The organism is Nonomuraea jiangxiensis (genome assembly GCF_900099965.1).
Lineage (GTDB): Bacteria > Actinomycetota > Actinomycetes > Streptosporangiales > Streptosporangiaceae > Nonomuraea > Nonomuraea jiangxiensis.
On record NZ_FNDJ01000003.1, the window covers coordinates 62,232 to 82,053 of the forward strand.

20 protein-coding genes are annotated in these 19,822 nt (G+C 72.2%); 11 read left to right on the forward strand and 9 right to left on the reverse strand.

What is annotated here, in order from left to right:
- Nucleotides 1–22: 22 nt before the first annotated feature.
- Nucleotides 23–853 (forward strand): alpha/beta fold hydrolase, encoded by an 831-nt coding sequence (locus tag BLS95_RS06625; RefSeq protein WP_090929995.1) that lies wholly within the window; start codon nucleotides 23–25, stop codon nucleotides 851–853.
- Between the two features lie 12 nt (nucleotides 854–865).
- Here BLS95_RS06625 and BLS95_RS06630 read toward each other — a convergent pair whose 3' ends face one another.
- Together BLS95_RS06630 and BLS95_RS06635 are read right to left on the reverse strand one after the other, a co-directional pair.
- The gene (locus BLS95_RS06630) at nucleotides 866–1,204 is read right to left on the reverse strand and encodes an ArsR/SmtB family transcription factor (RefSeq protein ID WP_218135641.1); all 339 of its coding nucleotides are present in this window, start codon (nucleotides 1,202–1,204) and stop codon (nucleotides 866–868) included.
- Between the two features lie 58 nt (nucleotides 1,205–1,262).
- Entirely contained in the window at nucleotides 1,263–1,727 is a 465-nt protein-coding gene (locus tag BLS95_RS06635) for a hypothetical protein (RefSeq protein WP_090929997.1), read from the reverse strand.
- A 163-nt stretch (nucleotides 1,728–1,890) separates the two neighbouring features.
- On the opposite strand from BLS95_RS06635, the gene BLS95_RS06640 reads away from it, so the two are divergent.
- Nucleotides 1,891–2,973 carry an acetamidase/formamidase family protein gene (locus tag BLS95_RS06640; protein WP_090929998.1) on the forward strand — a complete coding sequence of 361 codons (1,083 nt, stop codon included), beginning with the start codon at nucleotides 1,891–1,893 and terminating at the stop codon, nucleotides 2,971–2,973.
- A 210-nt stretch (nucleotides 2,974–3,183) separates the two neighbouring features.
- Here BLS95_RS06640 and BLS95_RS06645 read toward each other — a convergent pair whose 3' ends face one another.
- The 4 genes from BLS95_RS06645 to BLS95_RS06660 all read right to left on the reverse strand — a co-directional run bounded on the left by BLS95_RS06645 (nucleotide 3,184) and on the right by BLS95_RS06660 (nucleotide 6,004).
- Nucleotides 3,184–3,609: a BP74-related protein gene (locus BLS95_RS06645; RefSeq protein WP_090929999.1), complete on the reverse strand. Its 426-nt coding sequence runs from the start codon at nucleotides 3,607–3,609 to the stop codon at nucleotides 3,184–3,186.
- Between the two features lie 93 nt (nucleotides 3,610–3,702).
- A complete protein-coding gene (locus tag BLS95_RS06650; protein ID WP_090930000.1) occupies nucleotides 3,703–4,395 on the reverse strand; it encodes a universal stress protein in 693 nt (230 codons plus the stop codon).
- 71 nt (nucleotides 4,396–4,466) lie between these two features.
- Complete coding sequence (locus BLS95_RS06655; RefSeq protein WP_090930001.1) at nucleotides 4,467–5,309, reverse strand: universal stress protein; 843 nt, start codon at nucleotides 5,307–5,309, stop codon at nucleotides 4,467–4,469.
- A gap of 101 nt (nucleotides 5,310–5,410) precedes the next feature.
- Nucleotides 5,411–6,004 (reverse strand): DUF305 domain-containing protein, encoded by a 594-nt coding sequence (locus tag BLS95_RS06660; RefSeq protein WP_090930002.1) that lies wholly within the window; start codon nucleotides 6,002–6,004, stop codon nucleotides 5,411–5,413.
- Nucleotides 6,005–6,245: 241 nt separating this feature from the next.
- Here BLS95_RS06660 and BLS95_RS06665 point away from each other — a divergent pair, with 241 nt between their 5' ends.
- Nucleotides 6,246–7,220, forward strand: a complete 975-nt coding sequence (locus BLS95_RS06665; protein ID WP_245764890.1) for a C40 family peptidase — start codon at nucleotides 6,246–6,248, stop codon at nucleotides 7,218–7,220.
- A 90-nt stretch (nucleotides 7,221–7,310) separates the two neighbouring features.
- Here the strand turns inward: BLS95_RS06665 and BLS95_RS06670 are convergent, their stop codons facing one another.
- Nucleotides 7,311–8,075, reverse strand: coding sequence for a methyltransferase domain-containing protein (locus BLS95_RS06670; protein WP_218135642.1), 765 nt, complete (start codon nucleotides 8,073–8,075; stop codon nucleotides 7,311–7,313).
- A gap of 245 nt (nucleotides 8,076–8,320) precedes the next feature.
- On the opposite strand from BLS95_RS06670, the gene BLS95_RS06675 reads away from it, so the two are divergent.
- From BLS95_RS06675 to BLS95_RS06690, 4 genes are all read left to right on the forward strand, one after another.
- Nucleotides 8,321–9,154, forward strand: a complete 834-nt coding sequence (locus tag BLS95_RS06675) for a glycerophosphodiester phosphodiesterase (protein ID WP_090930004.1) — start codon at nucleotides 8,321–8,323, stop codon at nucleotides 9,152–9,154.
- A 22-nt stretch (nucleotides 9,155–9,176) separates the two neighbouring features.
- The gene (locus BLS95_RS06680) at nucleotides 9,177–10,022 is read left to right on the forward strand and encodes a metallophosphoesterase family protein (RefSeq protein ID WP_176993057.1); all 846 of its coding nucleotides are present in this window, start codon (nucleotides 9,177–9,179) and stop codon (nucleotides 10,020–10,022) included.
- A 136-nt stretch (nucleotides 10,023–10,158) separates the two neighbouring features.
- On the forward strand, nucleotides 10,159–10,812 hold the full coding sequence (locus BLS95_RS06685; protein WP_090930005.1) for a class I SAM-dependent methyltransferase: 654 nt from the start codon (nucleotides 10,159–10,161) through the stop codon (nucleotides 10,810–10,812).
- Nucleotides 10,813–10,988: 176 nt separating this feature from the next.
- The gene (locus BLS95_RS06690) at nucleotides 10,989–12,374 is read left to right on the forward strand and encodes a hypothetical protein (protein ID WP_090930006.1); all 1,386 of its coding nucleotides are present in this window, start codon (nucleotides 10,989–10,991) and stop codon (nucleotides 12,372–12,374) included.
- Between the two features lie 24 nt (nucleotides 12,375–12,398).
- On the opposite strand, the gene BLS95_RS06695 is transcribed toward BLS95_RS06690, so the two are convergent.
- Nucleotides 12,399–13,946 (reverse strand): AMP-binding protein, encoded by a 1,548-nt coding sequence (locus BLS95_RS06695; protein ID WP_090930007.1) that lies wholly within the window; start codon nucleotides 13,944–13,946, stop codon nucleotides 12,399–12,401.
- Between the two features lie 196 nt (nucleotides 13,947–14,142).
- Nucleotides 14,143–15,576 (reverse strand): sensor histidine kinase, encoded by a 1,434-nt coding sequence (locus BLS95_RS06700; protein WP_090930008.1) that lies wholly within the window; start codon nucleotides 15,574–15,576, stop codon nucleotides 14,143–14,145.
- Nucleotides 15,577–15,780: 204 nt separating this feature from the next.
- On the opposite strand from BLS95_RS06700, the gene BLS95_RS06705 reads away from it, so the two are divergent.
- From BLS95_RS06705 to BLS95_RS06720, 4 genes are all read left to right on the forward strand, one after another.
- Nucleotides 15,781–16,707, forward strand: a complete 927-nt coding sequence (locus BLS95_RS06705) for a helix-turn-helix transcriptional regulator (RefSeq protein WP_090930009.1) — start codon at nucleotides 15,781–15,783, stop codon at nucleotides 16,705–16,707.
- Between the two features lie 78 nt (nucleotides 16,708–16,785).
- Nucleotides 16,786–17,670 carry an FAD binding domain-containing protein gene (locus tag BLS95_RS06710; RefSeq protein WP_090930010.1) on the forward strand — a complete coding sequence of 295 codons (885 nt, stop codon included), beginning with the start codon at nucleotides 16,786–16,788 and terminating at the stop codon, nucleotides 17,668–17,670.
- Nucleotides 17,667–18,176 carry a (2Fe-2S)-binding protein gene (locus BLS95_RS06715; RefSeq protein ID WP_090930011.1) on the forward strand — a complete coding sequence of 170 codons (510 nt, stop codon included), beginning with the start codon at nucleotides 17,667–17,669 and terminating at the stop codon, nucleotides 18,174–18,176. Before BLS95_RS06710 ends, BLS95_RS06715 begins: the two co-directional genes overlap by 4 nt.
- A gap of 137 nt (nucleotides 18,177–18,313) precedes the next feature.
- Entirely contained in the window at nucleotides 18,314–19,801 is a 1,488-nt protein-coding gene (locus BLS95_RS06720; protein ID WP_245764937.1) for an alpha/beta hydrolase, read from the forward strand.
- Nucleotides 19,802–19,822 lie beyond the last annotated feature (21 nt).

A 19,822-nucleotide genomic window follows, 5' to 3' on the forward strand; every position in this document is an offset into this window, starting at 1 on the left:
TAGCAACGCTAGGGAGGGTCTCATGCTCAATGTGATCTCCGCCGACGGCACCGACGTCCGCGCCCACGACGAGGGCCGCGGCCCGGTCATCGTCCTGCTCCATCCCGGGCTGGACGACGGCACCGGGCTCAAGGAGGTGGCCGCGATCCTGGCCGGGCGGTTCAGGGTCATCCGCCCGCATCGCCGCCAATACCGGCTCGACCTCAAGGCCGATCCCCGGCTCGGCGGCTCACCGTGCTCGGTGGCCGAGGAGGTCGACGACGTGCTCGCGGTCGTACGAGCCGTCGAGGTGCCGGTCGTGCTCTACGGCCATTCGGACGGCGCGGTGACGGCGCTGGAGACGCTGGCGGCGGCGCCGGACCTGTTCGCGGGCGCGGTGATCTACGAGCCGCCGGCGGTGATCGGGCCACCGCTGGGCGGAGCGGACGGGGAGGTGCTCGCCCGGGCCCGGGCGGCGCTCGCGGCCGGCAAGACCGGCAAGGCCATGGAGATCTTCCTGCGTGACACCGTACGGATCGCCGCCTGGCAGGCCTGGCCGGCGGGGAAGGCCACCGCGCTCGTCCCGAGGTTCCGCAGGCTCGCGCCGTGCCAGCTCGACTCCGTCGAGGCGCTGGACCGGCTCGGCGTCCGCCTGGACACCTACGCCCGGATCACCGTGCCGACCGTCCTCCTCAGCGGCGACCGCAGCCCGGCGCACCTCTCCGAGCGCCTGGACGCCATCGGGTGGGTCATGCCGAACGCCGAGCGCGTGAGGTGGCCCGGCCGCGACCACAACGCCCACCTGAAGCACCCGAAGCAGGTGGCCCAGCTCATCCAGTCCCAGGCCCGCAAGGTGCTGCACCTGCCCGGCTAGGAGAGTGCCCGGTCAGGGGATCAGGCCGCGCAGGGCCTCCAGGTGCTCGGGGACGAGGGCGTACCATGCCCACTTGCCGCGCTTCTCGCGGGTCAGCAGCCCGGCCTCCACGAGGATCTTGAGGTGGTGGCTGACGGTGGGCTGGGTCAGGCCCAGCGGGGCGGTGAGGTCGCAGACGCAGGCCTCACCGGACGCACTCCGGCTGATCATGGTGAGCAGCTGGAGCCGGGTGGGGTCCGCGACCGTCTTCAGCGCACAGGCGAGCCGCTCGGCCTCCGACCGGGAAAGAGGTTCGGTGGCGCTGCGGCTGGGCTCGTCGGGATCGGTGCGCTGGGCTGCGGCGTGCTGCACCAGGCCAGTCTAGGGACCGGCCGACGATCATGACCTCCCGCCCGTCGCCGTCCCGCGACTACACCGGGTAAGGCTGCTCCGACCGGCGTCTTATGCCGGACAGCAGGTGCCGGAGCAGGACCACATGACCGCCCGTGCCGATGACGAGGAGCCGGTAGAGGCCGCCGGACCAGCCGGGGAAGGCCGCCCGGCTCTCCGCGATCAGGCGGGACCGCCCAGGGGCGAGGCGTTCGAGGCGGAAGATCAGGGCGTAGGAGGAGAAGCGGTGGCGGCCTTCGAGCGCCAGCTCCGCCCCCGGTACGGCGGCGGCCACCCGGAATCCGGCCAGTGTCGACCCTTCGGCCAGCGGCCGGGGTCCGGACTCGGCGTGGTCGGCGCATCCGATGGCACGGGCGTAGAGGGTCGTGGCGGCCCCGGAGAAGGCCCGGCCGACGGCCTCGACCAGGACCGGCCAGACGTCGTGGACGTCGGCCGCGATCGTCGTCGCGTGCTCGTCCAGATACGGTAACTGGGAAATCTGCACCGAAACCTCCGTGAGGTACGTCGCCCGGCCCGCTCACCGCCCGGTCCCCGGATCGACCGGCGAGACGTCGCCCCGTGCCCGCCGGTCGAGCAGTGACAAGGTATAAACAGCATAAGATCGTGACGAATCACGTCGCGGTCAGACCCCCCGGAGGCCGACTGACGTGAGATCGCCCGAGTCCCCCGACCGCCCGGCCACCGTACGAGCCCTCGGCACCGCCGTACCGTCCGCCCAGGATGCGGCCGCGTCGCCACCGGGTGGTTCCGAGCCCGTCGTGCTCAAGACCACCCAGGAGACCGCGATCTGGGGACACTTCCCCACCGATCGCGCGCCGGTGCTGACCGTGGACTCCGGCACGGTCGTCAGGATCGACGCCGTGAACCAGTGCGGCGCGGCGGCCCCCGAAGGGCCGGTCGCGTACTTCGAGGCCCTGGGGGTGCCCGCCGACCAGGTGCTGCCGGAGCTGGCGGAGGTCGCGAAGAACCCGCGCCCGGCCGGCGCCACCGGCCACGTCCTCACCGGCCCGATCCACGTCAGGGGCGCCGAGCCCGGGGACGTCCTGGAGATCCGCGTCCTGGGCGTCACGCCGCGCGTCCCGTACGGCGTGAACAGCACCGGCCCCGGCGCGGGAGTCTGCGGCGACCTGCTGGACACGGCCTCGAACCGGCTGCTGTGGCTGGACGACTCGGGCAGCCACTACTCGTTCGGGCACGGCATCAAGGTCCCGTTCAAGCCGTTCGCGGGGATCATGGGGGTCGCGCCGCCCACGTCGGCCGGTTTCGTCTCCGCCAACCCGCCGGACCGGTGGGGCGGCAACCTGGACTTCCGCGACCTCGTCGCCGGTACGACGCTGTACCTGCCGGTGTTCCAGCCGGGGGCCATGTTCTACACCGGCGACACGCACGGGGCCCAGGGCCACGGCGAGGTCGACCAGACCGCCGTCGAGCACTCGATGGCGCTCACCGCCCAGTTCATCGTCCGCAAGGGCGCGAACCTGGAATGGCCGCGCGCCGAGAGCGACGAGTATTTCTGGTGCATGGGGATCGACGCCGACCTCGATGTCGCGCTGGAGATCGCCGTGAAGGAGGCGGTCGGCCATCTCGTCGAGGTCAGCCAGGGAGCGTTGACGACCGCCGACGCGTACGCGCTGTGCAGCATCGCGATCGACTTCGTCGTCGCCGAGGCGGTGGACGGCAACAAGGTCATCGTGGCCTACATCCCCAAGTCCCTGCTGCCCTGGCACTGACCGGCCCGTCCGCCCTCCGGGGACCCCTCACCCGCCGCCGTGCGGGAGGGGGTGTCCGGACATCGGGTTGAGACGCCACAATGCGGTCACCCCCTCGCGCCGCACGGTACGTGACGCCGGCAGCCGATCGCACGATCCCCGACGGCCAGGTTTGTGACTCCTGACACGCCGGGTGCATGCCCGGCTTCCGGCGTTCGACCGGGCCAGGGGCTAGGGCAGTTCGCGCACGAGACGCGAGGTCCACGGGCACCAGTGGTAGCCGGGCAGGAACGCCCCGCCGGCCTCGTCCAGGTGATCCTCGACGTACGGGATGGTCGCGTCACAGACCTCGATCGCGACGTTGAAGAAGCCGATCGTGTCGGGGTTCAGGTGGTAGCTCCAGCGGGGGTTGTAGGGGGCCGGGCGCGGGGTGATCCGCCCGATGATGTGGGGTCTGTCCGTGGTGACGCCGCTGAGCAGGTCGCGGGCATGCTGGATGCTGGCGGGATCGGTGAGCTGGACGACGAATCGCTCTCCGGTGATGTCGGTGAACTCGAAGCGGACCGGGGCCGCCGCCTGGACGGGCGCCGGGGTGGTCAGGGTGAGCAGCGCGAACGCCGAAAGGGCGGCTGCGACCTTGGCGGGGATCATGCGCATGGGGGATGCACCTCCGGTGACGATGGGCCGTGCTCCACGGCCGACTGGTCACACACTGTAATACTTGATTACTTAGAGTGACAGTCCCAAACGTCAGGGCTCGGCCACCACCGCGACGGGGCAGGGCGCGTGCTGGAGGAGGAAGCCGGCCGCGCCGAACCGGGTGCCCTGCCGGCGCCCGGTGACCATGAGGGTCGCGGGTTCGTCCCCCGGCCCGATCCGTACGCCCGGATAGAGCTCCGCCCACCCGGCCAGGTCGGCGGACGTGGTGAGCCGGACCTGGCGCAGCGCCGCCTCACCGAAGGCGAACTCCAGCACGGCAGGGCCGGGCGCCCTGTCGGCCACGACGATCGGCCCGGTCCGCGCCGGGCCCGGCCCCGGGCCGCGGACCACGATGACCGGGCAGTCGGCGTGGGCGGCGACGTACCCGGCCACCGAGCCGACGACGGCCCTGGGCAGCGCGCTCAGGCCGCGGGAGCCGACCACGACGAGCGCCGCGCCGCCGGAGAGTCCGACCAGTCGCCGGGCGGCGGAGCCCTCGTACAGGTCGGTGTCGACGCGTACGCCTGAGCTGCTCGCACGGGCGCACTCGGCCCCGTGCGACAGCACGTGCTCGGCCGCCTTGCGCAGGTGGCCCTTGGCCTCCTCTATGGCCTGGCCGTAGGGCCACTGCCAGGCGTGGGCCAGGAGCAGCGGCAGCCTCCTCAGCTCGGCCTCCTCGATCGCCCACTCCAGGGCCCGCACCGAGAAGTCCGAGCCGTCGTAGCCGAGCACGATGTGGCTCATATCCCCGGGCTCCTCCAGGCGCTGACCGCTTCACCGGGCAGCGGACCGGCCACCACGAACACCGGGCTCCCTCAGGTACGGACCACCGCGACCGGACAGTGGGCGTGGTGCAGAACACCCCGGCTGACCGAGCCGAGCAGCAGCGAGCCCACGGCGCCGCGGCCGTGCGAGCCCACGACCACCAGGTCCGCCTTGTCGCAGGTGGCGGTGAGCGCGTCCACCGGGTGCCCGGACTGTACGTCCTCCACCACGTTCACCTGCGGATACTTCTCGGCGAAGGCCGCCAGCCGGTCGTGGACGACCCGGTGCTGCGCCTCGCGTACCTCGTCCATGTCGTACACGACCTCCGGCGCGAAGGCGTGCACCGGGAGCTGCCAGGCGTACAGCACGCGCAACGTGCTGCCGCGCAGGCTCGCCTGCTCGAAGGCGTAGGCCAGTGCGGGCTCGCACTCCGGCGAGTCGTCCACGCCGACCACGATCTCGCCCTGTACCGGTCGCCGCTCGCCCCGCACCACCACGACCGGGCAGTGGGCGTGACCGGCCACGTGCGTGCTGACCGACCCCAGCAACGCGCCGGTGAACCCGCCCAGCCCGCGGCTGCCGAGCACGATCTCGTTGGCGTCCTTCGCCTGCTCGCGCAGGACCGCCGCGGTCGCGCCCTCCTCGATCTGCGTCGAGATCTCGACCTCGGGCTGGCGCTCCCGAGCCAGCTCCTCCGCCTCGCGCAGGACCTTCGTACCCTCGTCGAGCAGCGTGTCGGGCAGGTCGACGCTGGGATACCGACCGATCTGGTACGGCGAGCGGTCCACGACGTGCACGATCCGCAGCGGCACCCGCATCCGGAGGGCGTCGTTGGCCGCCCATTCCACAGCGGCCCGCGAAGCCACGGAGCCGTCCACTCCTACGATGATCATGATGGGCCTCCTTCCCCACAGTTCCAGGAGACCTCGCCGGCGCCGGGCCAGGGCAGGGCCGGAGGTCTGTCATGCCAGGGCCGAAGGACTCTGTCCGGAGGTCAGAGCCGGGCGAGGATCTTCTGCAGTCGCGCCACCTCGGCCTGCTGCGTGCTCTCGATCGACTTGGCCAGCTCCCTGGCCTGCGGGTTCGAGCCGTCGGCCTGCTCGTGGCGGGCCATCTCGATCGCTCCCTTGTGGTGGGCGATCATCCGCTGGGTGAACAGCTTGTCGAAGCGCGGCCCCTTGGCGGCGGCGAGCTGCTTCATGTCCTTCTCCGAAACCATGCCCGGCATCTCGTGTCCCATCCCGCCCGAGGGCACGGGCTTGCCCCACTGGGCCAGCCAGCCCTTCATGGTCTGGATCTCCTGCCCCTGAGACGCCTTGATCTTCGCGGCGAGCTCCTTGATCTCCGGATCGTGCGCGCGGGAGGGCGCCAGGTCGGCCATCTGGGCCGCCTGCTCGTGGTGCGGGATCATCATCTGCGCGAACCTGACGTCCGCGTCGTTGAAGGCCGGGGTCGCCGGGGCGCTGGTGGTGGCGGTCGCGTTGCCGCCGCTCATCCCCTGCTGCTCGGTCGTGGCGCCGCCGCACGCGGTGAGCAGGGCGAGCGCGCCCGCGGCGACGGTGGTGGACATCTTGCGGTTGGTAGGCATGGTGCTGGGTCCCTCGATCGTGGTGGAACCGCCGGCCTGGTCACGGACGGCCTCGGAGCCCGTCCGCCGTGATCACCGGTTGCGCACTGTCGAGAGACTTGCCGGCATGTGAGCTGCCCGCCTGTCGAGCCTCTAACCCCCTCGGCCCGGGACCCCCGTCTCCGACGGCTGAACACCCTGCCGCCGTCCCGCGTATCTCCCCATGAACGGTACGTACGACCCAGGACGAGGAGGCTTCGTGGTGCCGACGAGGCTTGGGCGGGCAACCTTGACCGTGGCGCTGGCGTTGACGGCGTCGCTCGCCGACTCCGGCCCTGCCCTCGCGGACCCGTCACCCGCCCAGGCCAGGGCCCGGCTGGTGAAGCTGAACGAGCAGGCCGACCAGGTGGTCGAGCGCTACAACCAGGCCACGGAGACCTACAAGAAGGCGAAGAAGAAGTACGACGTCCTCAACGGCGAGCTCGGCCGCCAGGGCGCGGTGGCCGACGGCCTGCGCAAGGACCTGGCCGAGGTGGCGGTCAACGAGTACCAGGCCAACGCGTACACCGGCTGGCAGCGGTTCGCCTTCCATGGCGATCCCGAGGCGGCCCTGAGCAGCCTGGCCACCTTGGAGCAGCTCGCCGAGGCCAGGGCCGCGAAGGTACGTGCCTTCGAGGCGACCACCAAGGGCCTGCGCGACCGACGCGACAACGCCAAGCGGGTGCTGGCGGAGGCCGACGGCGCGCGGGACAAGATCCGCGGCGAGAAGACGGAGATCGACAAGCTGATCAAGGAGCAGACCAAGCTGGCGCGCCGGTTGGGCGTGTTCCGGACCGGCGACCCCGACAGTCCGGGCATCGAGTACAACGGCCCGGCCTCCGGGAACGCGCGCACGGCGCTGGAGTTCGCCTTCGCCCAGGTCGGCAAGCCCTACCGGTTCGGGGGCACCGGGCCCGGCTCCTTCGACTGCTCCGGCCTGACCCAGGCCGCCTGGCGCGCGGCGGGCGTCTCGCTCCCCCGTACGACCTGGACCCAGTGGAGCTGGGGCGCGAGCCGCCGGGTCCCGCTCGACGCCATCGAGCCCGGGGATCTGCTCTTCAGCAAGGGCCTGGGGCACATGGGCATCTACGCCGGCGACGGCAAGATGGTGCACGCGCCGCAGACCGGCGATGTCATCAAGGTCGTGAACCTCGACGACTACTGGCGCAACCGCCTGGTCGGCGCGATCCGCCCCTGAAAGGCTCCCAGGCCCATGACGACCCTCACGCCCCTGACGCCCCTCACGCCCGTAACGGCCTTCGCCCCCGCGACGGACCCGTAACGCCCCTCACGCCCGCCGGCCGGCCGCGACGAAGAGCGGCAGCGCCAGGAACATCCGCCCCGCCCGGGCCCGCTCCTCCTGGTCGGCGACCCAGGCCGCGGCCTCCTCCCCGGTGATCGCGCCCGCGCCCCGCGCCGCCTCCGCCAGCCCCGACAGCATGGGCAGCATCATCGCGTCGGTGAACACGGCGGTCCGCACCTCCACGGTGACGTCCCGGAAACCCGCGTCCAGCAGGAGGTTGCGATACTGGCGGGCGGCCCTCGGCGTCCGGACGAGGTCGGCCCGCGCGTGCACGATCGTCCTGGTGAGCCCCGGCCGGCTGGAGTCGATCACGAGCGTGTCCCAGTCCTGGCCGGCCAGGACGGCCCGCCCGCCGGTGGCCAGCACCCGCCGCGCCTCGCGCAGGGCCCGCGCCGGGTCGCCGAGCTCGTGGTAGACCTTGTCGGCGCGGTATCCGGCGAGCTCGCCGTCCTCGAAGGGCAGGTCACAGGCGTCGGCCAGGCGGAAGTCGCGGCCGGGCCAGCGCCGGGCGGCCAAGGCCACGGTCTCCTCGTGGAGGTCCACGCCGACCGCCCGCGCACCCCGCTCGGCCAGCTCGGCCACCGCCCGCCCGGCTCCGCACCCCACATCGACGACGCCGGCCCCTGCGGGGAGGTCCAGCAGCTCGTACGTGCGCGCCCGCAGCTCCGCGGCACCGGGCAGCGTCTCGGTGGCGTCCAGCAACGCGATCATGGTGGCGACGTCCGGCTCATCGGCGATGTTGTTCGGCATGTCGACAAGAATGCGACTTGATGTCGACATGAAGTCAACCCCGCCGTGGCGCCCCGCCGTATGGCCTCCGGGGCGACCGCCCAAGCGGTCCTTCCCCCGTGGCAAAAAGTTCGTGCTGACGTCGGCGACACGCCGGGGCCAAATCCGTCTTTGCTGGCATTAGCGGGCACGTCTCTACTTAGCTCGACATAAGACACGGTTGTCAGGTTCGGGCTTCAGGCATAGGGCCAAGCCCGAGGAGGGACATGTACCGGCAACTCGGTGCCGTCGTCACCGTCACCCTGACCGCGCTGGCCGTCATGACGACGACCGCCTCGGCCTCGCCGGAGGTCGAGAACATCGCCCATCGCGGCGGTGCCGCCTTCGCGCCCGAGAACACCATCGCGGCCTGTGCCATGGCCCAGGTGCAGGGCGCCGACACGTGCGAGTTCGACATCCAGCAGACCAAGGACCGCCAGCTCGTACTGATCCACGACCAGACGCTGGGCCGCACCACCAACGTCGAGGACGTCTTCCCCGGGCGGTCCCCGTGGCGGGTCTCCGACTTCACGCTGCCGGAGATCAAGCGGCTGGACGCCGGCTCCTGGTTCTCCCCGCGCTATCGCGGCGAGCGGGTGCCCACGCTCGAACAGGCCCTGCGGGCGACCGGCAACAGCAGGATCGGGCTGTTGCTGGAGATCAAGCACTCCCCCGGCAACCGGGACATCGACCGGCTGGTGGCGGACAAGCTCGAGGACACCCGGTCCTGGTGGAGCAACAAGCGGCTGGCGGTGCAGGCGTTCGACTGGCAGTCGATGCGCACCTTCCACACCCTCATGCCGAGCATCCCGATCGCGCTGCTCGGCAAGCCGTCCACCGACCGGCTCCCCGAGCTGGCCCAGTACGCCAGGGGCATCAACCTGCCGCACAGCGACCTCACCCCCGAGTACGTGGACGAGGTGCACAAGCAGGGCATGCACATCTACTCTGGAACCGCCAACCGGCCGACCGTGCTGCGCCGCCTGATCTCGTACGGCGTGGACGGCATCATGACGAACCGGCCCGACCATCTGGACGCCGTCAAGCGGGAGGCACGGTAACCCGGGCCGTTACCATCGAACCGTGATCGCAGAGAAGCGCCGACCGCAGCTCTGGGCAGTCAGCGACCTGCACGTCGCCTACCCGGAGAACCGCGAGATCGTCAAGAGCCTCCGCCCGGAGTCGGACGACGACTGGCTGCTGGTCGCCGGCGACACCGGGGAGCGGCCGGCGGACATCGAATGGGCGCTGACGGTGCTCAAGGAGCGCTTCGCCGTCGTCGTGTGGACGCCGGGCAACCACGACCTGTGGACCCGGCCCGACGACACCACGGGTTTACGCGGCGAGGCCCGCTATCAGCACCTGGTGGAGATGTGCCGCCGCATCGGCGTGCTGACCCCGGAGGACCCGTACCCCATCTGGACCGGGGCGGGCGGCCCCGCCACCATCGCGCCGCTCTTCCTGCTGTACGACTACACGTTCCGCCCGGCCGAGATGTCGCGAGAGGAGGCGCGGGCGTGGGCCGAGGAGAGCGGCGTGGTCTGCACCGACGAGTTCCTCCTGCACCCCGACCCCTACCCGAGCAGGCAGGACTGGTGCGTGGCCCGGGTGCGGGAGACCGAGCGGCGGCTGGCGGCCCGCGATCCCGAGCTGCCGACCGTGCTGATCAACCACTGGCCGCTGACCCGCGAGCCGACCCTGGTGCTGCGCTATCCGCAGTTCGCCCAGTGGTGCGGCACCGAGCTGACGCATGACTGGCACCGCCGCTTCGACGCCACGGTCGTGGTCTACGGCCATCTGCACATCCCGCGGACCATGTGGGCCGACGGGGTGCGGTTCGAGGAGGTCTCCCTCGGCTACCCGCGCGAATGGCGCGGCCGGCCCCATCCTCCCGTCCTGCCCAAGCCGGTCTTCCCGGACGCGACCTGATCGAAGAGGCCCACTGACCGGAGCGGACGTCAAGGAAACATGGCGATCGGCGGTCCCGCCGTAGGGATCGTGTAGGGATGGCGCCGACCGGCTGTCCGGGTGCCGCAGGCTGGAGAGGCAGCACTCAGGAGGAGCCATGGTCGTTCACGTTCCGCAACCCAGCATCCCGTCCGAGATCCGGGACGGGGTGGGCTGGGGCATGGAGCAGTTCCACCACCCCAGGCCCGTCCGCTGCGGCGGCGCGATGACCCCGCAGCGGCACCAGCTCATGGAGGGCCTGTCCGGACGGGTGCTGGAGCTCGGTGCGGGCGACGGCGTCAAGCTGACCTGCTACCCGGCCACCTGCGAGGAGATCGTCCTGGTGGAGCCCGACCCCTTCCTGCGCGCCGCGGCCCGGCTGGTGGCCGAGGACGTGCCCGTCCCGGTGCGCGTCCTCGACGGTGACGTCTCGCGGCTGCCCGTCGAGAGCGGCTCGTGCGACACCGTGATCAGCTCGCTCGCGCTGTGCTGCGCGCCGCACCTGGACGAGGCCCTCCGCCAGGTACGCCGGGCGCTGCGGCCGGGCGGCGAGCTGCGCTTCCACGAGCACCCGCGCTCGGCCCACCCGGTCCTGGCGCTGGCCGAGGAGATGGTGACCCCGGTGTGGGCCCGCGTGTGCGGCGGCTGCCACCCGGCCCGCGACCTGGTCACTGCCCTGGAGTCGGCCGGATTCACCATCGACCGCCTCGACCGCTTCACCCGCTGGCACGTCTCCCACGTCATCGGCAGGGCCCACGCCGCCGCGGCGTAGGAGACCGATTCTCTCCCGGTGCGCACTTTGGGCGGGGAAGGGGCATGCCGCACGCCTCTCCCTGCTCGCCGGATCCGCGCGGTGGATCCGGCTCTCGGTCTCGGGAGACCTCAACCACGGTGGAAGCTCAGTGGAAAGCTCAGCGGAAAGCTCATGGGAAAGGGAGTCGATCCATCATGCGTGCCGGCACCACGACCAACTCGGACACGGCCAGGAAGGAGACCTTCCTGCTCGTCGCCCGCGCGCTGGCCGACGTCGAGGCCCGGACCCCCACCGACAGGTTCGCCGACCTGGTCGAGCGGCTGGCGCGCGCCGACGACCCCTGGCTGACCAGGTTGCTGCCCTGGATGGCCCGCCACCAGCCGCTCGCCCGCCTGCGGCTGGCGGCCACCGCCGAGCTGGTCCACGCTCGGCTGGAGGCCGGCAGGACAGGCACCCGCCGCGTCGTCGACCGGGCCCTGCTGCGGGCCGACGAGCCGGGTGAGCTGCTGCACTACTGGCTGACCCAGTTCGGCCGGGCCCTGCCCCAGCCGGTCAAGCGCGGCGTGGCGGACGCGGTCGTGCGGCTCTACGACGAGCGGGCGCTGGCCACGTACGACAGCCCGGCGGCCGTCCTGCGCTTCGCCGACGTGCTCGCGCTCACCCACCCGATCACCCACGACCCCGTGCAGGCGGACGTCTTCCGGCACGCCGTGGCGCGCAGGCGCGGCACCGTGCGCGGCATCCCCGAGTCGCTGGTGCTGCTGCGGGCCCGCCGCTCGATGTACTGGGTGCCCGCCGAACGCCGCAGCCTCCTGCTCGAACGCCCGGACGCCGCCGAGCGCCTGGCCCGGGCCGCCATGCCGTGGCCCACGGTCGAGCGCTGGCTGCTCGGCCGGATGACCGGGGCCGCCTGGGCCGCTGTGCTGCCGTCGATGTCCTACCGGGACCGGCTCGCCCACCTGGCCGACTTCGAGCGCGACCGGCTGCCCGACGAGGTCGCGCGGCAGGTGGCGCGGGAACTGGCCGACCCGTCGTCGGTGATCGGGTCGGGGGTCAGCCCGCTGGAGGTCTTCGCCGCCCTGCGGGCGGTGCCGGACTCGCGCTGGTCGCGGGCGCTGCGCGCGGCGGTGGAGCTGTCGGCCGTCAACGTGCCCGCGCTGCCCGGCCGCACGCTCGTGCTGGTCGATCGCACCGACCTGATGGCTGGGCCCGCCGAGTGCGCCCCGCTGACGCGCGCCGAGGCCGCCGCCGTCTTCGGCGCGGCGCTCGCCGCCCGGGGCGCCTCGGTGGATCTGGTCGAGTTCGGTACGGACCAGCGGCGCGTCCCCGCCGGCCCCGTCCGCGAGACGGTGGACCGGTTCGGCCCCGTGGGCGGTCGGGCCGACGCGGCGGCGGCGGTGCGGCGGTGGCTGGACGGTCACGACCGGATCGTGGTGCTCACCCATCCGGACGCGGCGGCCCAGGCGGCCCAGGCCGTCACGGTTCCCGGCCACGAACACGTCATCACCGAGCCGTCCAGCGGCTGGTTCACCGCGATCCCGCACGTGGAGATGGCCCGCACGGCGGCCTGGCCGTTCTGACCGCCCCGGTTTCGGGCGGGGCCGTTACTTTCCGGTGGCCGCCCGTTCCCTGAGCACGTTTTTCTGGATCTTGCCAGTCGAGGTCTTCGGCAGCTCGCAGAAGAACACCGCCTTGGGCGCCTTGAAGTGCGCCAGCCGCTCCCTGACGTGCTCGATCAGCTCGGCCTCGCCGGCCGGCACCCCGGCGGCGAGGCTCACGTAGGCCACCGGCACCTCGCCCCAGTACGGATCGGGCCGGGCCACGACCGCGGCCTCCTCCACGGCGGGATGGCTCACCAGCGCGTTCTCCACCTCCAGCGAGGCGACGTTCTCCCCGCCGGAGATGATCACGTCCTTGGCCCGGTCCACGACCTGCGCGTAACCGTCGGGATGCGACACCGCGAGGTCCCCGGTGCGGAACCACCCGTCGGGCGCGGCCTTCTCGGTCGCCGCCGGATCGCGGTGGTAGCCGAGCATGACGTCGTTGCCGCGGACCGCGATCTCGCCCACAACCGTGGCATCGGCGGGCACGTCGTCGCCGTTGTCGTCGACGACCCGGACTCGCTGGGCGATCACGTTGCCGACCCCCTGCCGGGCGGTGACCGCGGCAAGCTCCTCGACGCCCAGGTCGGCCCACTCGGGCTGCGGCTGGCAGATCACCGCGGGGCCGAAGGTCTCGGTGAGCCCGTACAGGTGGATCACGTCGATCCCCGCCTGCAGCGCCCGCCCCAGCAGCGCGGGGCTGGGCGGCGCGCCGCCCACCAGGGCGAGCAGCCGCGGGTCCAGGGCGCCGGTGGGCGCGGCGTCATGGGCCAGTAGCGACGTGAGCACCGTGGGGGCGCCGCACAGGTGGGTGACGCGGTACGCCCGGATCAGCCGCCACGCCTCGCCGGGCTCCACCTTGGGCAGGCACACGTGCCGGCCGCCGGCCAGCGTCACCGCCCAGGGGAAGCACCATCCGTGACAGTGGAACATCGGCAGGGTCCACAGGTAGGTACTGGCCGCGTCGAGCCTGGCGTGCAGCGCCATGGCCAGCGACTGGAGGTAGGCGCCCCGGTGGTGGTAGACGACGCCCTTCGGCCGCCCGGTCGTCCCGCTGGTGTAGTTGATCGACAGCGGTGACGTCTCGTCGTCCACCGGGACCAGCAGCGGTTCGCCGTCCGCCACTAAGGCCTCGTACTCGTCCGCGATCACCAGCCGCGGGCGCGACCCGCTGCCCGCGGCGGCGGCCCGGGCGTTCTCCGCGAGCCCGGCGTCGTGCAGGAGCACCGACACCTCGGCGTGGTCGAGGATGTAGGCCAGCTCGCCGGGCGAGAGCCGGATGTTCAACGGCACCATGACCGCGCCGGCCGCCGGCACCCCGAAGGTCGACTCCAGCAGCAGGTGGCCGTTGGCGGCGAGCACCGCCACCCAGTCCCCGGGCCGCACCCCCGCCCGGGCCAGCCCGCCCGCCAGCCGCCGGACCCGCTCCCACAGCTCGGCGTAGGTGAGCGACAGCTCGCCGTCCACGACCGCCGGACGCGCCGCGAACACGGTCGCCGCACGTTCGAGGAAGCTCGTCGGGGTCAAGGGCTCGAACGACAGACCGGACATTACCCCTCCATGCGATGAAAACTGCGATGGGGCCGCCGAACTGATCGTCGCACACGAACCCCGGCCACGGGCGTTCAGCGCTCGGCGCGGCCGGGGTGGCAGGCCAGGGGGACGGCCCGGATCTCGCCTGACAGAACCTCCGGCGGCAGCGCGACATAGACGTCGGCTGGCACGCCGCCGCCCGGGGCTCGGTGGTTCAGGTTCTCACCTCCTCTGTCGTACGGGCGAGATCCGGGTCGTGGTCCGAGCCGTCGTCGTCGTGGGGGTCGAGCTGGGGGATGCGTAGGACGAATCGGGCGCCCTTGGGCGAGTCCTCGATGGTGAGGGTGCCGCGGTGGCTCGCGGCGATGTCGCGGGTGATGGCCAGGCCCAGGCCGCTGCCGCCGCTGTCGAGGCGGCGGCCGTCGTCGAGCCGGGTGTAGCGCTCGAAGACGCGCTGCCGGTCGCCGGGCGCGATGCCGGGGCCGTCGTCGGTGATGGAGACGACGGCCTGGCCGCCGGCGGTGCTGAGAGCGACCTCCACGCCGCTGGAGGCGTGGCGGCGGGCGTTGCCGACCAGGTTGGCCAGGGCGCGGATGAGCTGGATCCGCGATCCGCAGACCCACACGTCGCCCTCCGCCCGGAACCGCACCGGCACGCCCGGCCGGCTGCCGTCGTGCCCATGGCTGCCGTCGTGGGTGTGGCTGTCGTTGGTCCTGCTGGTCTCCTGGGCGATGAGCTCGTTGAGGTTGACGAGCTCATGAGGGCTGTCGGCGCTCAGGCGGGCCTGGGCGAGCAGGTCGCCGATGATCGCGTTGAGGCGGTCGGTGGTGTTCAGGGCCGTACGCAGGGTCTGGCGGGGGTCGTTGTCCTCGGGGTGGTCGAGGGCGTCCTCCAGTTGGGCACGCAGCCCGGCGATGGGGTTGCGCAGCTCGTGGGAGGTGGTGGCGGCGAAGCGGCGCTGCCGGGCGACGGCCTCGTCGAGCCGGGCGAGGGTGTGGTTGGCGGTACGGACGAGGTCGGCGATCTCGTCCTCCCCGGGCGGGATGGGCAGCCGGCGGCTGAGGTCGTTCAGGGTGATCTGCGCCATGTGGACGCGGACGGCCTCGACGGGCCGCAGCGCGCGGCCGATGGCGGCCCAGGTGATGGCGCCGGCGCAGGCGGTCAGGAGGAGGGTCAGGGCGCCCAGGAGGTATTCCAGGTTGTGGCCGCGCAGCAGGGCCGGGACGGCGAGGCCGGCCAGTACGACGGGAGCGTCGGGGGCGGGGCCCGAGCGGATCGCGACGATCATGTGCCGCCCGTCGGACACGCGCCGCACGGGGTCTTGGGGGGCGGGGCGGACGCGGCTGAGCGCGGGCAGTCCGTGGGCGTCGGGGCTGGCGGCGAGGACGGCGCCGCCGGGGCCGACGATCTGGACGAGGTTGATCTCGGCGGAGACGGGGAGCGGGTTGCGCAGCGCGCCGGGCGAGGTCGTACGGGCCACGGTGGTCCACTCGCCCGCTTCGTGCTCGGCCTGGGCGTACACGTGTTCGCCGAGGGTGTAGCGGATGGCCAGGCAGCCGGTGACGGCGAGCACCGCCAGGATGGCCAGTGCCAGCAGCGACGTGGCGATGGTGGAGCGCCCACGAATGGATCGGGGGTAGCGGATCACTGTGGTGGTTTCCTTTCCACGTCGGCAGCCGGGTCATCGGACAGCCGACTACAGTCCATTTAGTCACCGTATGTCGGGAAATGTTTGACAAGGTGGCCGCAGAACTCCTAGGAACCCCGCTTCCCCGCTGTGGCCTTGACTAGAGAACTTGACTAGGAGTGTCAGGGCCACCCTGGCTCTAAAAATCGGACATATGTTGTGGTAATGGACGAGAACAAGCTCCTGGGGGAGTTCCTCCGCGCCCGGCGGGAAGCCACCTCGCCCACACAGGCCGGACTCCTCGACGTGGGTCCGCGCCGCACCCCCGGGCTGCGGCGTGAGGAAGTCGCCATGCTGGCCCACGTCAGCACCGACTACTACATCCGCCTGGAGCAGGGCAGGGAACGCCACCCCTCCGAGCGGGTGCTGGAGGCGCTTGCCCAGGTTCTCGACCTCAGCCCCGAGGCCGCCGCGCACATGTACCGGCTCGCCCATCCGATGCTGCGGCCCCGCCGTACGTCGGCCCGGCGGGAGCGCATCAGCCCCGACCTGCTCCGGTTGATCGAGAGCTGGCCCGACACCCCGGCCCTGTTGTGCGACCGGCTGATGAACGTCCTGGCCGTCAACTCCATGGCCGACGCCCTGTACGACGGGCTCAAGCACCGCGACAACCTGCTCCGGATGATCTTCCTCGATCCGGCCGCCCGCGACTTCTACCCGGAGTGGGAGCGCTCGGCCCGCTCGAAGGTCGCCAACCTGCGCGCGGCCATGGGAGCCGACCTCGACGACCCCTCCCTGACCGAGCTCGTCGGGGAGTTGTCCGTCAAGAGCGCGGACTTCCGCCGGTTGTGGGCCCGCCACGACGTCTCCAGCAAGGCGCGGGAGGTCAAGCGGATGCGCCACCCGGCCGTCGGCGACCTCACCATGAACGTCGAGACCTTCTCCGTGAACAGCTCGCCGGGCCTGCAGCTCATCACCTTGCTGCCGCGGGCGGGCAGCCCTTCCGAGGAGGCGCTGCGGCTGCTCGGCAGCATCGCCGCCTCCCGTTCCGGCGCGACCGCGAACGCCGATCTGGACGCCGCCGTGGATGTCGCCGTGGACGCCGCTGTGGACGCCGCCAAGAGCTCGCCGCGTCCCACGGGCCGCCGCTGACGGCGGCGCGGCGCCCGAGGTTTGGAGTCCCCGGCTTTCGGTACCAACCGGGATATCGGAATCCGTGGGACGGCTTTCATGAAACCAGCACAATTCGACTATCTGGCGCCCGACTCCCTGGATGAGGCGGTAGCCGTGCTGGCCGAGCGGGGGCCGGAGAGCCGCGTACTGGCCGGGGGCCAGAGCCTGCTCATCGAGTTGCGCTACCGGACCTCGCGCCCGGCCCTGCTGGTCGACCTGAACCGCGTCCCCGGACTGTCCGAGATCGTGCTCTCCGACAACTCCGTGCACCTCGGCGCGCTCGTACGGCACGCGCAGCTGGAACGGGCCCCCTTCGACGACCCGCTGGCCGACCTCTTCCGCCAGGTCGCCCCCTACGTCGGCCACCCGCCCATCCGCGCCAGGGGCACCTTCGCCGGCAGCCTCGCCTGGGCGCACCCGGCGGCCGAGTGGTGCGCGCTGGCCATGGCGACGGGGGCGGAGATCGAGCTGCGCGGCCCGGCCGGGAGGCGGGCGGTGCCCGCCGACGCCTGGTTTCGAGGGGCCTTCGCCACCGCGTGCGGGCCGGACGAGCTGGTCACCGGTGTCCGGCTGCCCCGCCCGCCGGCCGGGTCGCGGGTCGCGTTCGCCGAGCACCGCCGTACCCATGCGAGTTTCGCCCTCGCCGCCGCCATGGTCGTCCTGCGCCTGACCGGGGGGCGGGTGGGATGGGTCCGCATCGGGCTGGTGAACGCCGCCGACGTCCCGCTGCGTGCCGTCGAGGCCGAGCGGGTGCTCACCGGCGAGCTGCCGAGCCCGGAGCTGCTGGCCGAGGCCGCCGCGCGGGCGGCCGCCGAGGCGGATCCGGCGGACGAGCCGCACGCGCCGGCCGCCTACCGCCGCCACGCCCTGGGCGTCCTGGTACGGCGCTGCCTCGCCCGGGCCGTCGGCGACGGAACTCACGACCCCGCGGGGGACTCATGAACGTCGAGCTGACCGTCAACGGCGAGGCTCACAGCCTCGACGTCGAACCGCGTACCAGCCTGGCCGACGCGCTGCGCGACGAGCTCGGCCTGACCGGCACCACGCTCGGGTGCGAGCACGGCGTGTGCGGCTCGTGCACGGTGCTGGTCGGCGGCACCGCCGTACGCTCCTGCCTGATGCTGGCCGTGCAGGCGCAGGGGGAGGAGGTACGGACCGTCGAGGGCCTCGCCGACGGCGACAGGCCGCATCCGCTGCAGGAGGCGTTCGCCGCCGAGCACGCCCTGCAGTGCGGGTTCTGCACGCCGGGATTCCTCATGCTGCTCGCCGGCGCCCTGGCCGCCGATCCGGAGCTGGGTGGCGACGAACGGCGGCTGGACGCGCTGCTCGCCTCCAACCTGTGCCGCTGCACCGGTTACGCCGGCATCCGCCGCGCCGCGCAGCGGGTCGCCCGATCTGACAGATCAGCTGACAGTAAAGATATGCGTGCCCCTCATATCCAGGCATGACCGAATATCCTCCCCAAGTCGGATGTCTGCTTTGTGCATTCAGTCCATGATCGGGATTTCCCGATGATTGGATGCAGATGCGAAGATCGGCGTTATTCCTCCCTCTTCTCCTCGCCCTCATCTCCCCTTTGACCGCCGTGGCCCCGGCCGAAGCGGCGAGTACGCGTGACATCTCCTGGACGCCGTGCCCCGAGGAGCCCGCGGCCGAGTGCGGCACGCTGACCGTGCCGCTCGACTGGGACAGGCCCCGCGGGCAGACCATCGAGCTGGCGGTCGCCCGGCGCCCGGCCACCGACCCCGCGGCCAGGATCGGCGCGCTGGTGATCAACCCTGGCGGGCCGGGCGGGTCCGGCGTGTCCGCCATCATCGATCCCGTGGTGGAACGGCGTATGACGTTCTCGCCGGAGATCACCAGCCGCTTCGACATCGTCGGGTTCGACCCGCGCGGCGTCGCGCGTAGCCACCCGATCCAGTGCTCGCTGGAGCTGGCTCTGCAGGTGCCCGACCCGTTGTCGATCAAGGACCAGGCCGGCTTCGACGCGCTTCTCGCCCACAACGAGCGTTACCGGCAGGACTGCCGCAACCGTACCGGGCCGCTGTTCGACCACGTGGACACCGGCAGCGTCGTACGCGATCTCGACGCCCTGCGCGCCGCGCTGGGCGAGCGGAAACTCACCTACTACGGCGTCTCGTACGGCACGCTCATCGGCCAGCTGTACGCCGAGCGTTTCCCGAACCGGGTCCGCGCCCTGGCGCTCGACAGCAACATGGACCACAGCCTCGGCACGAAGGCGTTCCTGGACACCGAGGCCGAGACGGTCCAGGACTCCTTCGACGAGTTCGTCTCCTGGTGCGAGACCACGGCCTCGTGCGTGCTGCACGGCAGGGACGTCCGCGCGTTCTGGCGGGACCTGCTGGCCCGGGCCGAGCGCGGCGAGCTGCCCCTGCCCGGCTACCCGGACTACAAGCTGACCAAGCTCGACGTCCTCGGGCAGGCGTTCGGCGCGTTCTATTCCCCCGCCTACCGGGAGCTGGCCGACCTCCTGGTGGCGCTGGACAGCGGGGCGTCGACCGCGCGGGCGATCCTGACGCCGGCGGCCGAGCCGGTGATCAACGATCCCACCCAGGTCTTCTGCCAGGACTACCGGCTGCCCATCCGCGACTACCGCGAATACGCGCAGCACCTGCGCAGGGCGGCGGCGATCGCGCCGGACATGCTGATCAGCCCGCTGGCCCACTCGATCACCGCCGCCTGCCTGGGCTCCCCCGCCTCGATCCCCAACCCGCAGCACCGCCTGCGCGTGGCGGGCACGCCCACGCTGCTGATGGGCAACGCCCTGCACGACCCCGCCACCCCCTACTCGTGGGCCGTCAGCACGGCGCGCCAGATCGGGCACGAGGCCAGGCTGCTCACCTATGAGGGCGCGGGGCACGGGATCTACGGCCGTGGCGAGTGCCCGACGGCCGCCTTCGACGCGTACCTGACGTCGCTGACGGTGCCCGCCAAGGGCGCGAGGTGCCCGGCCGTGCCACCGGCCGAGCTGAGCACGCTGCGCGCCCAACCGCGTCCGGGACCGTTCCCCGTCCTTCCCGGCCTTCCGGGCTGGACCCGCACACCCCGCTGATCCACCCGCCCGGCCGGGCAC